17 protein-coding genes, 1 other RNA gene and 1 pseudogene are annotated in these 12,854 nt (G+C 61.3%); 5 read left to right on the forward strand and 14 right to left on the reverse strand.

Annotation, left to right across the window (positions count from 1 at the left end; translation table 11 throughout):
- The 9 genes and pseudogenes from WB528_RS10605 to WB528_RS10645 all read right to left on the reverse strand — a co-directional run.
- A pseudogene (locus WB528_RS10605) lies at positions 1–210 on the reverse strand (serine protease); the annotation flags it as partial.
- Positions 211–373: 163 nt separating this feature from the next.
- Entirely contained in the window at positions 374–574 is a 201-nt protein-coding gene (locus WB528_RS10610) for a DUF2065 domain-containing protein (protein ID WP_423888370.1), read from the reverse strand.
- A gap of 72 nt (positions 575–646) precedes the next feature.
- Entirely contained in the window at positions 647–1,561 is a 915-nt protein-coding gene (hflC, locus tag WB528_RS10615) for a protease modulator HflC (protein ID WP_423888371.1), read from the reverse strand.
- A complete protein-coding gene (hflK, locus tag WB528_RS10620; RefSeq protein WP_423888372.1) occupies positions 1,558–2,706 on the reverse strand; it encodes an FtsH protease activity modulator HflK in 1,149 nt (382 codons plus the stop codon). Before hflK ends, hflC begins: the two co-directional genes overlap by 4 nt.
- 321 nt (positions 2,707–3,027) lie before the next feature.
- A complete protein-coding gene (locus WB528_RS10625) occupies positions 3,028–3,531 on the reverse strand; it encodes a dihydrofolate reductase (protein WP_423888386.1) in 504 nt (167 codons plus the stop codon).
- Positions 3,531–4,016: an N-acetyltransferase family protein gene (locus WB528_RS10630; RefSeq protein WP_423888373.1), complete on the reverse strand. Its 486-nt coding sequence runs from the start codon at positions 4,014–4,016 to the stop codon at positions 3,531–3,533. Before WB528_RS10630 ends, WB528_RS10625 begins: the two co-directional genes overlap by 1 nt.
- On the reverse strand, positions 4,013–4,807 hold the full coding sequence (locus WB528_RS10635) for a thymidylate synthase (protein WP_423888374.1): 795 nt from the start codon (positions 4,805–4,807) through the stop codon (positions 4,013–4,015). The genes WB528_RS10630 and WB528_RS10635 overlap by 4 nt, the downstream gene beginning before the upstream one ends.
- 168 nt (positions 4,808–4,975) lie before the next feature.
- Positions 4,976–5,512, reverse strand: a complete 537-nt coding sequence (locus WB528_RS10640) for a chromate transporter (protein ID WP_423888375.1) — start codon at positions 5,510–5,512, stop codon at positions 4,976–4,978.
- Positions 5,509–6,111, reverse strand: coding sequence for a chromate transporter (locus WB528_RS10645; protein ID WP_423888376.1), 603 nt, complete (start codon positions 6,109–6,111; stop codon positions 5,509–5,511). The genes WB528_RS10640 and WB528_RS10645 overlap by 4 nt, the downstream gene beginning before the upstream one ends.
- Before the next feature lie 107 nt (positions 6,112–6,218).
- Between WB528_RS10645 and ssrA the strand changes: the two genes are divergently transcribed.
- The 5 genes from ssrA (at position 6,219) to WB528_RS10670 (ending at position 9,505) form a co-directional block, all read left to right on the forward strand.
- Positions 6,219–6,576, forward strand: a transfer-messenger RNA (tmRNA) gene (gene ssrA, locus WB528_RS10650).
- A 150-nt stretch (positions 6,577–6,726) separates the two neighbouring features.
- On the forward strand, positions 6,727–7,239 hold the full coding sequence (locus WB528_RS10655) for an SspB family protein (RefSeq protein ID WP_423888377.1): 513 nt from the start codon (positions 6,727–6,729) through the stop codon (positions 7,237–7,239).
- An 82-nt stretch (positions 7,240–7,321) separates the two neighbouring features.
- Positions 7,322–8,743 carry a class II fumarate hydratase gene (gene fumC / locus WB528_RS10660; RefSeq protein ID WP_423888378.1) on the forward strand — a complete coding sequence of 474 codons (1,422 nt, stop codon included), beginning with the start codon at positions 7,322–7,324 and terminating at the stop codon, positions 8,741–8,743.
- A gap of 307 nt (positions 8,744–9,050) precedes the next feature.
- Positions 9,051–9,239 (forward strand): DUF4169 family protein, encoded by a 189-nt coding sequence (locus tag WB528_RS10665; RefSeq protein ID WP_423888379.1) that lies wholly within the window; start codon positions 9,051–9,053, stop codon positions 9,237–9,239.
- Positions 9,236–9,505 carry a ribbon-helix-helix domain-containing protein gene (locus tag WB528_RS10670; protein ID WP_423888380.1) on the forward strand — a complete coding sequence of 90 codons (270 nt, stop codon included), beginning with the start codon at positions 9,236–9,238 and terminating at the stop codon, positions 9,503–9,505. Before WB528_RS10665 ends, WB528_RS10670 begins: the two co-directional genes overlap by 4 nt.
- A gap of 60 nt (positions 9,506–9,565) precedes the next feature.
- On the opposite strand, the gene WB528_RS10675 is transcribed toward WB528_RS10670, so the two are convergent.
- The 5 genes from WB528_RS10675 to WB528_RS10695 all read right to left on the reverse strand — a co-directional run bounded on the left by WB528_RS10675 (position 9,566) and on the right by WB528_RS10695 (position 12,507).
- Positions 9,566–10,063: a cytochrome c gene (locus WB528_RS10675; protein ID WP_423888381.1), complete on the reverse strand. Its 498-nt coding sequence runs from the start codon at positions 10,061–10,063 to the stop codon at positions 9,566–9,568.
- Between the two features lie 58 nt (positions 10,064–10,121).
- A complete protein-coding gene (locus WB528_RS10680) occupies positions 10,122–10,547 on the reverse strand; it encodes a DUF6152 family protein (RefSeq protein ID WP_423888382.1) in 426 nt (141 codons plus the stop codon).
- Positions 10,548–10,576: 29 nt separating this feature from the next.
- On the reverse strand, positions 10,577–11,422 hold the full coding sequence (locus WB528_RS10685) for a hypothetical protein (RefSeq protein WP_423888383.1): 846 nt from the start codon (positions 11,420–11,422) through the stop codon (positions 10,577–10,579).
- Between the two features lie 68 nt (positions 11,423–11,490).
- Positions 11,491–11,988: a DUF6644 family protein gene (locus WB528_RS10690; RefSeq protein ID WP_423888384.1), complete on the reverse strand. Its 498-nt coding sequence runs from the start codon at positions 11,986–11,988 to the stop codon at positions 11,491–11,493.
- Positions 11,989–12,018: 30 nt separating this feature from the next.
- Positions 12,019–12,507 carry a DUF6644 family protein gene (locus WB528_RS10695; RefSeq protein ID WP_423888385.1) on the reverse strand — a complete coding sequence of 163 codons (489 nt, stop codon included), beginning with the start codon at positions 12,505–12,507 and terminating at the stop codon, positions 12,019–12,021.
- Positions 12,508–12,854 lie beyond the last annotated feature (347 nt).

Genomic DNA, 12,854 nt, shown 5'->3' on the forward strand with positions numbered 1-12,854 from the left:
GCCCTCGCCTGGACCGCCCTTGGCCTCGACGGTTTGTGTGGTGGAAATGTTGACCACCGCATCGATCACTTTCTCGGCAACGTCGGCGATACCGTCGGGTCCGCGCGCCAGCGCGGGAAGCGCCGACACGAAAACGGTCGCAGCCCCAAGACATGCCGCGGCCAACAGGGGGCGCAGGCGATGGCGCGAAGCATAGGTTGCAACGGTCATATCGAATCTCTCCGGTCAAAAGCGGACGGAATCTGCGGAATCTGGCGTCAACACTGCGCCCGATGCGGTGTGCCGCGCAAGCATTTGAACCTAGCATTTCGGCGAAAAACAGACGGCGCCAAATCCAGCAGAAGCGCCCGGGAAATCGGCAGTGCGAGACCTGCTACCGGCGCACCAGCCAGATCAGAATCAAACCGGCGACCGCCGATCCGATGCCGACCGCTCGCAGAATATGATCGGGCGTCACGAGCGCGCTCTTCATCGCCCGCTTGAGCCAGGTCGGGGTGGCCGCGAACATCAGACCTTCGATCACAAACAGGATTCCCAAGCCGATGAGGAAGTCGGCGAACGCTATGGACCTCATCGGATGAAAACCTCCCGCTTGAATTTTTCTTTTCGAGCCGAAGCGAGGTTCGCTTCGGCCTGGCTTTGAAATTTACGGCTTCGCCGGAGCCGCCGGCGCTGCGGGTGCAGCAGACGGCTTGCCGGATGCGCCGCCGAAGAACCTGAAGAAATCGGAATCGGGGCGCAACAGGAAGCGCGTATCGTTGCTCTTGAAGCCGTTTTCATAGGCCGACATGGAACGGTAGAAGGCAAAGAAATCGGGGTCCTGGCCGTACGCCTCGGCAAACAGCCGATTGCGCTCGGCATCGCCCTCGCCGCGAATCTGCTCAGCCTTCGAATTCGCTTCGGCCACAATCACCGTCGACTCGCGGTCGGCATTGGAGCGGATCTCCTGCGCCTTCTGGTTGCCCTGCGCGCGGAACTCGGCGGCCTCGCGCTGCCGTTCGGTCTTCATGCGCTGATAGACCGCCTGGCTGTTCTGATCGGGCAGATCGGCGCGGCGAATCCGAACGTCAACCACCTGAATGCCGTAGTTACCGGCTTCGTGGTCGAGCTGATCGCGAATTCGTCCCATCAACGCTTCGCGCTGGTCGCGCACCACCTGGATAAGGGTGACTTCGCCGAGCACACGGCGTAGCGCCGAATTCAGCAACGTGGTGAGCTGGAGATTGGCGGCCTGGATGCTGCCGACGCTCTGGTAGAATTGCAGCGCGTCCTTGATGCGATAGCGCGCAAACGCATCGACCACGAGCCGCTTCTGGTCCGAGGCGATCACTTCCTGCGCCGGATTTTCCAGATCAAGGATGCGTTTGTCGATCGGGATCACGGTGTCGGTAAACGGCACCTTGAAATGCAGGCCGGGATCGGTGACGACCTGGACCGGCGCGCCGAAGCGCACCACGAGGGCCTGCTCGGTCTGCTGCACGGTGAAGACCGAGCTGTAGCCGACGATCAGCAAGAGCAGCAGAAGCAGCAGCGCCAGAATGCCGGTGACGGGGGACCTCATCGTGCGCCTCCCGTGCCCTGCTGTTGCTGCGGGCTGGCCGGCGGCGGCCGCCGCGTCGACAATTCGTTCAAGGGCAGATATGGCACGACACCCTGCCCCGACGATCCGCCGTCATAGATCAGCTTGTCGGAATTGCCGAGGATGCGTTCCATGGTCTCGAGATAGATGCGCTCGCGGGTGACATCGGGCGCCTTCTTGTATTCCTCGTACACTTTCAGGAAGCGCGCACTCTGGCCCCTGGCTTCCACAACGGCCTGCTGTTTGTAGCCTTCAGCGGCCTGAGTGATCTGCGCCGCCTTGCCTCGTGCTTCCGGCACCACGCGGTTGGCGTAGGTCTGCGCCTCGTTTTGCAAGCTCTCGAGTTCGGTCTTCGCGTTGGTCACGTCATTGAAGGACTGGATCACGTCAGCATTCGGCGGATTGACGTTACCCATCTGCAATTGCTGCACGAGAATGCCCGAACCATAACCGTCGAGCACCCTTTGCATCAGCTCCTGCACCTCGAGCTGGATCTTGTCCTTGTCGTTGGTCAGAATGCCCTGGATGTTCGAATGGCCGACGACTTCGCGCATCGCGCTTTCGGCCACGGCCTTCACGGAGCCTTCGGGATTCTGGATGTTGAACAGGTAATTGGCCGCGCCGCTCGGCTTGATGCGCCACAGCACGGTGAACTGGACGTCGACGATGTTCTCGTCGCCGGTCAGCATCAGGCTTTCTTCCGGAATGTCGCGCCTGCCGTCACGGGTGCGGCGCGGCGAGTCGTCGAGGGTAAAGCCGATATTGAGCGTCGATACGCGCAACGCCTTCGGCAGCAGCACGGTCTCGATCGGATAAGGCAGATGATAGCTCAGCCCGGGTCCAACCGTGCGCACATGCTTGCCGAAACGGAGCACGACGCCGAGTTCATCGGGTTGAACGCGGAACAGTCCGGAAAAACCCCAGATCACGACCACGGCCAACAGCGCGAGCACGATGCCGAGCCCGCTGAAATAGCCGCCCGGCAGAAACTGTTGCAGGCGGTCCTGGGCGCGGCGGAGCAGATCTTCCAGATCGGGTGGCCTTGGCCCGGCCGGCTGCGGGCCTGAGCCCCACGGCCCCTTTGGACCCGAACCCCAGGGGCCTCCGCCCTGATTCTTCCACGCCATTCAATCTCTCCTTCGGCAGGGGGCTGGGGGCCAACAAGCCCCGTCCCGCAGCGTCCGCGAGGGCTTTATAGGGGACACCCCCTGCCCTTACAACGCGCGCCTTTAGCCCGAGACAGCTATGCCGGAAGCCCTGATTGTCAACGTAAACATTGGGCGACGCGGTTAATGCGGCTAGTGCCGCCTATTTGACGTTCCTGCACCACAAGCGGCGAATCCGATCCGGGAACGCACTGGAATCAATAGGTTTACTAGTGCCATAACTTTCCGAAGTTCGTGAAAAGGTGTGCGCTGAGATGTAACACGAACTTCGGAAGGTGGGCACTAGCGCCTGGCGTATGTGACAAAGGAAAAGGCGACACTATCGTCGGGACCGGCTGGATTTTCAGCCCGTGCGACCTCCTCCCAGACGGCCTTATTGATCGGCCCAAAGCGCGTATCGCCCGCAGGCGTCGCGTGAACCTCGGTGATCTCCAGCCGCTCAGCCCGGTCGATCCATTGGGCGTAGATTTCCGCCCCGCCAATCACGGCGATTTCAGTGACGAAACGCCGCAGCGCATCGCCGGTCGCGACGGCCAAGGCCTGTTCGAGCGACGTCGTCACGACCGCACCTGGGCCGCGAAAATTCGCATCCCGCGTCATGACGATGTTGGTGCGTCCCGGCAAGGGCCGGCGCAGCGAGAGGAAGGTCTTGCGGCCCATCACGACCGGCTTGCCAACTGTCAATGCCTTGAAGCGTTGCAGGTCGGTCTTGAGCCGCCAGGGAATCGCACCGTCAGCGCCGATCACGCCATTGTCTGCGACGGCGACGATGAGCGTGATCCGCATCATCGCCGGCCTTCCGCCAGTGACGTCAGCGCGGGACCCGCGACCTTGCAGATGGTCCACTCGTCCATCATGACTGCGCCGAGCGATTTGTAGAATGCAATGGAAGGCTCGTTCCAGTCGAGCACTGACCATTGCAGGCGCGACCAGTTATTCGCCAAGCACTCCCTGGCAAGATGCGCAAGCAGCGCCTTGCCGATGCCGTTGCCGCGCAACGCCGGCCGCACGAACAAATCCTCCAGATAGATTCCGGAGCGGCCTGAGAAGGTCGAGAAGTTGATGAACCAGACGGCGAAACCGGCGACCTTGCCGTCCCATTCGGCGAGTTCGCAGAACAGGCGCGGACTTTCACCAAACAGCGCGTCTGCGATCATCGCTTCCGTGGCTTCGACCTCGTGCAACAGCTTTTCGTATTCGGCGAGTTCGCGGACCAGCGAGAGCACGACACCTGCTTCCTCCGGCCGCGCGCGACGGATAAGTAAGCTCAAACGGCAACCTCGGCCTTGATGTGCGGGTACGGGTCGTAACCTTCGAGCACGAAATCCTCGAAGCGGAAGCCAAAGACATCCTTCACGGCGGGATTGATCTTCATGACCGGCAGCGCTCGCGGCGAACGCGTCAGTTGCAGCCGCGCCTGCTCGATATGGTTGGAATAAAGATGCACGTCGCCGAAGGAGTGAACGAAGTCGCCGGCCTTCAATCCGGTGACCTGCGCCACCATCATGGTAAGCAGCGCGTAAGAGGCGATGTTGAAGGGCACGCCGAGAAACACGTCTGCGGATCGCTGGTAGAGCTGACAGGACAGTTTGCCGTTGGCGACGTAGAACTGGAACAGGCAGTGACAGGGCGGCAGCGCCATCTGGTCGATCTCGGCCGGATTCCACGCGCTGACGATCAGCCGCCGCGAATCCGGATTGCGCCGGATCATCTCGACCACGTTCGCGATCTGGTCGATCTTGCGCCCATCCGGCGCCGGCCACGAACGCCACTGCGAACCATAGACCGGGCCGAGATCGCCATTGGCGTCGGCCCATTCGTCCCAGATGGAGACGCCATGGTCGTGCAGATATTTGATGTTGGTGTCGCCCCTGAGAAACCACAACAGCTCATGGATGATGGCCTTGAGCGGCAGCTTCTTGGTGGTCAGCATCGGGAAGCCCGCGCCCAGATTGAAACGCATCTGGTGGCCGAAGACCGACAGCGTCCCGGTGCCGGTGCGGTCGGACTTTTCGACGCCGTCGGCCAGAATCCGTTCGAGCAGGTCGTGATACTGAATCATGGGCGTTTCGCGGGCGGCTCTGATGACGTTCGATGGATCGGCGAGTTTTAGCGGCGAGGGTCAGCCTTCAATACGGCGATTCGCCTTCACCCACCCTTTATACCCTGAAAAATGAGCATCCGGCTCTCGTCAGGCAACATCGGAACCGGCCTGACGGACCTCGGTTTTTCACCCGATCAGGCCGGCAAAACCGAGGCACCCGCCAACTACTAGCATCCAGAGCGGGTTGAGCTTGGTCACCGAGGCCAGCAACGCGGCGCCAACGGTGACCAGGACCGCAACCACGGTCCGGTCCGAGGTGCGCGCGAGAATGAAGCCGCTGGCGCCCATCAGCCCGATCGAGAGCGGCACCAGCGCCGCCTGGATGATGCCGGGCCACCGCGCATGGCTCGATCGCGTCAGAAATCGGCTGACAATCAAGGCGAGCACCGCGGTCGGCACGCACATCGCAAGCGTGGCGACCAGCGCACCGAGCAGGCCCGCCACCGAGTAGCCGATCAAGGTGACAATCAGGACGTTCGGCCCGGGCGAGAGTTGGGCAATCGCATAGACATCGGTGAACTGTTTGTCGGTCAGCCAGTGGTTCACGTCGACCGCGACGCGGTGCATTTCGGGGATCGCCGAATTGGCGCCGCCAATGGCAAACAGCGACATCACGGCAAAGGTCCACGCCAGCGTCAGCACCGGATTGGCGTCGGAATTCATGCCGCCTCCTTGTTCTTCCGCATCGCATAGGTGATGGCGATCGAGATGGGAATCGCTGCCAGCAGGACCGCCGCCAGAGGCAGCCGCAGCACGCCGATCGCGATGAACACCGCGACCATCACCAGCAGCCCGATCACGTCACGCCGCTTGAGCAGGGGCGTCATCATCCGGAACACCACCGCAAGCATCAACCCGATTGCGGCACAGGCCACGCCCGAAAGAATGCGCCGCAGTGCGTCGATCTCGCCGTAGCGGTGGTAGAGCACGCCCATCACGACCATGATCAGGGCTGGCGGGCCGACCAGGCCGGAAAACGCCGCGACCGCCCCGGCCAATCCCCGAAAGCGCGATCCGAACACAAAGGTGAGGTTGACGATATTGGGGCCCGGCAAGAAATGGCACAGCGCGAAGGTCTCGTTGAATTCGTCAGCCGTCATCCATTTGTGCTGATCAACGATGGCGCGGCGCGCCCACACCAGGACGCCGCCAAAGCCGGCCAGCGACATCTTGGCGAAGGCGACAAAAAGCTCGATCAGGCTGGGCGGCGATTGGGAGAGATCCGGCGCCGCGATGGCGGCCGGTGACGAATCCGGGGGCATAGGCAAGGTTTAAAGGGAGGTCCGCGGGCGGCCAACCCTTATTCCGGCATATCCACCCTTCCGGCGGCCGGTTTCCCCAAAACCATGTGCTTCAACAACTTTTTCCGGCACTGTCTTTCTCGACCTTTGCTGCCTATATTGGGGGTGCCGGTTCGCCGGCTATGGAAATAAATTGCCGTCGTAATAAACCATTCGGACCCGGGGGCAGTACCCGGCGCCTCCACCAAAGCCCGGCCCGTTCGCGGCGGGTTTCGGCGGGGGCGAAACAGGATCGACGAGGGCGTAAAGGGCGTGTTTTTTCTCGGTATGGTTCCGCCGATATCGGGCCATGCAATAGTTGCAAACGACAACTATGCTCCGGTTGCTCAGGCTGCGTAACGCAGTTTGAAAGACCATCTTGAAGTCCTAACGGGTTAAGCTCCGTTAGGCGGGGTTCGGAGGCACCTGGCAACAGAAGCCTCCACTTTCTTTATTTGTGACAATTGGCCGGGCCTACAGGCTGCTGACCTCGGCGATGAGGCGGGGTACCATGGAGAACTCGCCCCGAGTCGGACGCCGGCCTCCCAGCAGGCTTTCGCGGGCAAACGACTTTCAAATTACGCGACAGGACCGATCATGGCGACCGATCACATCCGATACGACGTACTGGCCCGCGACGCATTGCGCGGCGTATTACGTCGTGTGCTGACCGACGCCGCCGAGCACGGCCTGCCGGGCGACCATCATTTCTTCATCACCTTCGTGTCGACCGCCGACGGTGTGAAATTGTCGCCGCGTCTTTTGGCGCAATATCCGGAAGAGATGACCGTGATCCTTCAACACCAGTTCTGGGATCTGGTGGTGACGGAAGATCGCTTCGAGGTCGGCCTGTCGTTTGGCGGCATCCCCGAGCGCCTCGTGATTCCCTTCAGCTCCATCAAGAGCTTCTTCGATCCTTCCGTGCAATTCGGCCTGCAATTCGAAACCACCGATGGCGCGGCCGCAGCCGCCGATGAAAAGCCTGAAGCGCCGGTAGCCCCGGCGGTGGCTTTGGCAACGCCTGCGAAGCAGGCCCAGGACGAGGACGCACCGGCCAAGCCCACCGAGGGAGCCGAGGTGGTACGGCTCGATCGCTTCCGTAAGAAATAAATATTGGCGTGGGGGCCACGATCGCCCGCTCGTTTTGCTCGGTAGAAATTGCTCTGGCGCCTATAGTCCATAGAAGTGATTTATGGCCCGATCGAAATCTTCATCCCCGTCAAAATCGGCGACACGCACCGAGACTGACAGCTTCGGCCCGATCGAAGTCGACGCCACGCGTTATTGGGGCGCGCAGACCGAGCGCAGCCGGCAGAATTTCCGCATCGGCCACGACCGGATGCCAATGCCGATCATTCGCGCGCTCGGCATCGTCAAGCTGGCCGCCGCCGAAACCAACCGCGAACTTCGCCTGCTCGACCAGCGCCGCGCCCGGGCCATCATCCGCGCCGCGCGCGAGGTGATCGACGGCCAATTCGACGATCATTTCCCGCTGGTGGTCTGGCAGACCGGCTCCGGCACCCAGACCAACATGAACCTCAACGAGGTGATCGCCAATCGCGCGAGCGAATTGCTCGGCGGCAAACTGGGCACCAAAGCGCCGGTGCATCCCAACGATCACGTCAACATGAGCCAGTCTTCCAACGACTCGTTTCCGACCGCGATGCATATCGCCGCCGCGATCGCGATCACGCACGACCTCCTTCCGGCGTTGACGATGTTGCATCGCGCGTTGCGGCGGAAAGAGAAGGCGTTTGCCCACATCGTCAAGATCGGCCGCACCCATACCCAGGATGCAACGCCGCTGACGCTGGGACAGGAATTTTCCGGCTATGCCGCCCAGGTCGAGCATGGCATTGCGCGGATACGCGTGGCGCTGAAAGAACTTTATCCGCTGGCGCAAGGCGGCACCGCGGTCGGCACCGGGCTTAATTCGAAGCCGAAGTTTGCCCGAACGTTTGCCCGCCACGCGGCCAAAATCACCCGTCTGCCGTTCACCAGCGCCGCCAACAAGTTCGAGGCGCTCGCGTCCAACGACGCCTATGTGTTCGCCCACGGCGCGATCAACGCCGCCGCCACCGGCCTGTTCAAGATCGCCAACGATATCCGGTTACTCGGCTCGGGTCCCCGCTCCGGCCTCGGCGAACTGATCCTGCCCGAGAACGAGCCGGGGTCCTCGATCATGCCGGGCAAGGTCAACCCGACGCAATGCGAAGCGGTCACCATGGTGTGCTGCCAGGTGTTCGGCAACCAGACGGCCGTCACCACGGCGGGCAGCCAGGGCCATTTCGAGCTAAACGTCTACAAACCGGTGCTGGTATATTGTATGATGAATTCCATACAATTGATGGCCGACGTGGTCCGCTCCTTCACCGAGCACTGCGTCGAAGGAATACGCGCCGACGAAAAACGCATTCACGAGCTCATGGAGCGTTCGCTGATGCTGGTGACCGCGCTCGCCCCGAAGATCGGCTATGACAATGCCGCTAAAGTGGCCAAATCAGCACATGCGCGTGGCACGACGTTGAAAGAGGAGGCTGTCAGGCTGGGTTTTGTTTCTGCCGACGAGTTCGACCGGCTGGTCAAGCCGCGCAAAATGACACACCCCGGATAATTACGGCATGGCTTGTCGAGATGCCATGCAACGCAACAACAAGCCGCCCTTCGTATCGTCTAAAGAATTATGCTTCACTGGCTTTTACCGCTGCGCTTCGCCATGGTAGAGCAAAAATTATTTCGAAAAATCAAGGTACGACATAAGCACGACATTTGCGATCAGACGTCATAATGGGGAATTCATAAATGAGGATCGAGCTGGCTTGCACGTATCCGCCGAATTTGGGTCCGACTGGAACCCGCACACATTCATCGAATAAGTGCATCGTCGCAACGACGACCGAATCTGCATGACGGGGGCCGCCATGGGGGATTTGATCAACTTAAAGAAATTCAGGAAGCGCGCGGCGCGGGAACAGTCGGAGCAGGAAGCTGCCGCCAATCGCGCGCGGTTCGGCCGCACCCGGTCCGAACGCACGCTCGAGGAGTCGCATGCCGACCGCGCCCGCGAGTTGCTCGATCAGCATCAAATCGACGGTGAGGACGCATCATGAAGTCACCCGTCGTGAAACGATCGATCGTGGTCGCAGGTCACAAGACCAGCGTCAGCCTTGAAGAAGCATTCTGGAACGGCATGAAGGAGATTTCGGGCTTGCGGAATATCACGCTGTCCGAACTGGTCGGAGAGATCGACGGCAACCGCCAGCAGGGCAACCTGTCGTCGGCGATCCGGCTCTTCGTGCTGGACTATTTCCGGTCACGCGCACAGGCAGCCGCGGCGCCTGCCGAGGCAAAGGTGCCCGTGGCCGACAAGGTCTAAAGCCGCAAGGTCTTGGTCCCAACCGAGTCCCGGGTTCCCGCGCCGATGGACCGGGCGGCCTCACTCCGTCTTCAGATTCAGCGCGTGGCAGGCGTTGCAGCGCGCGCGCAATTCCTTGATCTGCGTTCTGAACTCGTCGGGCTTTTTGGCGCGGCTGGCGTTCCAGGCAATTTTTGAGGCTTCGCCGGCACGCCGATAGAAATCGGAAAAATTCGACCAGATGGCCGGGTTGGCGAAGGTGTCGGTGGCGGGATCGCGCTCCGCACCTTGCCTCCATTGGTTGGTCGAAGGCGGAAACAGATGCGGAAACGCCATCAGCAAGGTCGAGATGGCTTCGGCATGCTCCTGCGCGTCCGACAACACGAGCTTGCCTTCCGGCGCGAGCATGGTTTCGATCTCGTCCATGTTCATGTCGATCTCGCCCATCACGACCTTGCGGGTGAAGATCGTGTCCTTTGGCGGCGGCTGATCCTCGGCAAAGGATGGCGCGGCCAGGCACGCGACGACAGGCGCAATCACACCCATCGCAATCCGGTTCGACCAGGAAGAAAAACGCATTGAACTCATCCAGTTCGGGGCAATTCCCATTCAAGGCGATTCTTACTCAAGCCGATTCTTATTCAAGACCCGGCTTTTCCTGGTCGCGGATATTGGCGGTGAACACTTCGCCGGTCGAAATCGCCTTGATCTCCATCAACAGGCCGCTCTTCTTGCCGGCCTCGCGTTCGGGGTGAAAGGTGACCTCGACCACGTCGCCGGGCTTCACCGCATCGCGCCGCCAGCCGCCGGCGCGCACCAGATTGCCGGGGCTTGTCGTTTCGATCAGCCAGTCGGCCGGCGCTTCAGCGGGATTGGCCGATCCGTTGATGGTGATGGTGACATGCGGGTTGACCCAGCGCATTTCCACGACCTTGCCCTTGAGGGTCTGGGATTTCGAGAAATCGAACATCGACGCCGAATGATGCGCGGCCACTTGCGAGACTCCGCCTGCCATGATGGCAAGGACGGCAAACGCGCCGATCGACTTCAAGAGTTGTCGCATGGTCATCTCCCTAAATTGTTCTTGGTCCGCTATTTCGCCGGAACCGCTGTGGTGTTGCCCCATTCGGACTTTTGCACGGGGACGAAGACGTGGTCGCCATCCGCATTGACGCGCTCGACCAGGTCGCCGGTGGCGCAGACCCCTTCGACGATGTCGAACTTGCGCGCGCGCTGTCGGAAGAAGATGCGCGTCGTCTTCCACGGTTGGGTGAGGATATGCGGCGCGATGATTTCGAGGTCGTCGTGCAGGATGTCCTTGTCGGCCAGATGAATCCGCTCGATCACATGCATGTCGCCGTTATTCGGCAGCCCCGCCGCTTCGCTGACGGCGAGCGGCGCCTCGGGAAGAATGTCTGTCGTGTCGACCACCAGCGTGTCGCCTTCCCAGCGGCCGATCGAATGGCCATGGAAGGTGGGATCGGAAACTTCCGGATGGCCGCGGCCATCGGTGTAGATGCGGCGGATGCGGTTGCCATCGGATTCGCCAAGCATGGTCACGCGCCCGGGTGTGAACAGGATCTCCATGGCGTTGTGGGTGACCAGCATCCAGGACGGGTGTGCTTCGGGAAGGCAATTGGAAAAAATCAGCGTCGGGCGGCCGGCCTTTTCCTCGGCGAACATGTGCGCGATCTTCTTGGCGGCGACCTCGTTCCACGGCGGCGGATTGGTTTTGACCTGCCTGTCCTGATCCGTGATCTTCGGATTCCAGACGCCGCTCCAGTCCGGCAATTTGGCGATGTCAGCCCAGTCCTGGGCCGTCGGCGGCGGATTGATCACCGTCGGCGCTTTTTGCGGCGCTTGCGCGTTGGCCATCGACGGCGCCAGCGCCAGGGCCAAGAGAGCAACAAAGGCGATACCTATTGGAGCCGATTTCACGTGCATTTCTCCGGAAGAAAAGAGTGATCTAAAGAAGGGTCGGCAACTCCGTCAAACCTGGACAGAACTTAGTGCATGGTGAAACCTGTGCCGCGGCCGAGCGAGACGACCGTGATCCACGCCAGAAGCGAAATAGTAGCCGCCGCCTTTGCGGCCATCGGCGGTGTTGCTCCCGGCGCATCCCAGCGTTCGATATCGCGCTCGCCAAAAAGGTGAAATGCGGCCATGTTCAAACCGGCCAGCGCGAGCATGACAAGTTTGATCTGAAACAAACGGTTATGGGCGTAGTGCGTCGCATCTGATGAAAACATCAGCGAACCGGTGATCGCGGCCGCCGCGAACGCCGCCCAGGTGTAGGGGATGACATCGCGCATCAGCCGGCGGGCGCTGATATCGAGCGAGGCTATGCCCAATAGCCTGAGATCGACGATCGAGATGGTTCCGACCACCAGCACAATCGCCAAGACATGAACGGACTCGATCCACGGAAACAGGACGTCGTTCTCGGCGACCGTGATGGCGATGGGGGTGGTTTGCAACCACTCAAGGGCACGATCAATCTCCACTGAAAGAACCCCTGTGATGTGACATGTGGATCAGGCGAAATAGGCGATCCAGCGCCCGGCAAAGATGATCGAGGACCACAACAGGATCGAGACGATGGCAAGCGTCACGGCGGCCGCGCGAGGTCCGGTGACATCGCCGAACGCGGCATTGCGCCGGTGAAGAAACTGAAACAGCCAGGTGACGCTTAGCGCCGCGATCAGCAGCAGCATCTTGATCTGAAACGCCGGGTTCTTCAGCGACCGCGCCGGCTCCGCCGCGATCATGATGATCCCCGTGGTCAGCAAGACCAGCAACGGCCACCATATCAGCGGCAGAAACCGCGCCTTCACGGCTTCAACCGGCCTGTTGGCCCAGAACACGCCGACCAGTCGCAAATCAAGCATCAGCGCGGAGCTGGCGACCACGGCAATGGCCAGGATGTGGATGGTCTGCACGGTCGGCACGACCCAGCCGGCAATCTGGATCCACTGGCTCAACGCCGTCTGGTCGATCCAATGACAGATTTCATTGAGCGTCATGCAGCACGCCGGCACCAGAAGAACGTTCGCAGTAGCGCAAACCGGTCGGCACGGTACCCGTGATGGTGGAACCGGGAAAGGCCCGTTTTTTACATGGACGTATGTGAGCGGCTGCCCCGGTTTGAAAAGGCGCAGTCGTAACAAGACGCAAACGCCAAAGCGGGTTCGGCAAGACCCTAGAACGACGGTTGCGGCACTGACGGCGTCAGCACGAGCGGCGGCCGAGGCTTGGCCGGGCGCGCCACCGTTGGTGCGGGCCGCACCTCGATCGGGGCCGGCAATGGCGGAACCTGCTGCGCCTGCTGGCTCACGCCCGGCGCGTTGTTCGTGGCCGGTGAGTTCGCCAC

Source organism: Bradyrhizobium sp. (genome assembly GCF_049586575.1).
Classification (GTDB): domain Bacteria; phylum Pseudomonadota; class Alphaproteobacteria; order Rhizobiales; family Xanthobacteraceae; genus Bradyrhizobium.

Bases quoted from the DNA above. Each gene is read 5' to 3' on its own strand.
- WB528_RS10610 (WP_423888370.1), bottom strand. From the start codon at position 574: ATGAGGTCCATAGCGTTCGCCGACTTCCTCATCGGCTTGGGAATCCTG.
- WB528_RS10645 (WP_423888376.1), bottom strand. From the start codon at position 6,111: ATGCCCCCGGATTCGTCACCGGCCGCCATCGCGGCGCCGGATCTCTCC.
- hflC (WP_423888371.1), bottom strand. From the start codon at position 1,561: ATGAGGTCCCCCGTCACCGGCATTCTGGCGCTGCTGCTTCTGCTGCTC.
- WB528_RS10675 (WP_423888381.1), bottom strand. From the start codon at position 10,063: ATGCGTTTTTCTTCCTGGTCGAACCGGATTGCGATGGGTGTGATTGCG.
- WB528_RS10680 (WP_423888382.1), bottom strand. From the start codon at position 10,547: ATGCGACAACTCTTGAAGTCGATCGGCGCGTTTGCCGTCCTTGCCATC.
- fumC (WP_423888378.1), top strand. From the start codon at position 7,322: ATGGCCCGATCGAAATCTTCATCCCCGTCAAAATCGGCGACACGCACC.
- WB528_RS10695 (WP_423888385.1), bottom strand. From the start codon at position 12,507: ATGACGCTCAATGAAATCTGTCATTGGATCGACCAGACGGCGTTGAGC.
- WB528_RS10655 (WP_423888377.1), top strand. From the start codon at position 6,727: ATGGCGACCGATCACATCCGATACGACGTACTGGCCCGCGACGCATTG.
- WB528_RS10670 (WP_423888380.1), top strand. From the start codon at position 9,236: ATGAAGTCACCCGTCGTGAAACGATCGATCGTGGTCGCAGGTCACAAG.
- hflK (WP_423888372.1), bottom strand. From the start codon at position 2,706: ATGGCGTGGAAGAATCAGGGCGGAGGCCCCTGGGGTTCGGGTCCAAAG.
- WB528_RS10635 (WP_423888374.1), bottom strand. From the start codon at position 4,807: ATGATTCAGTATCACGACCTGCTCGAACGGATTCTGGCCGACGGCGTC.
- WB528_RS10625 (WP_423888386.1), bottom strand. From the start codon at position 3,531: ATGCGGATCACGCTCATCGTCGCCGTCGCAGACAATGGCGTGATCGGC.
- WB528_RS10640 (WP_423888375.1), bottom strand. From the start codon at position 5,512: ATGAATTCCGACGCCAATCCGGTGCTGACGCTGGCGTGGACCTTTGCC.
- WB528_RS10665 (WP_423888379.1), top strand. From the start codon at position 9,051: ATGGGGGATTTGATCAACTTAAAGAAATTCAGGAAGCGCGCGGCGCGG.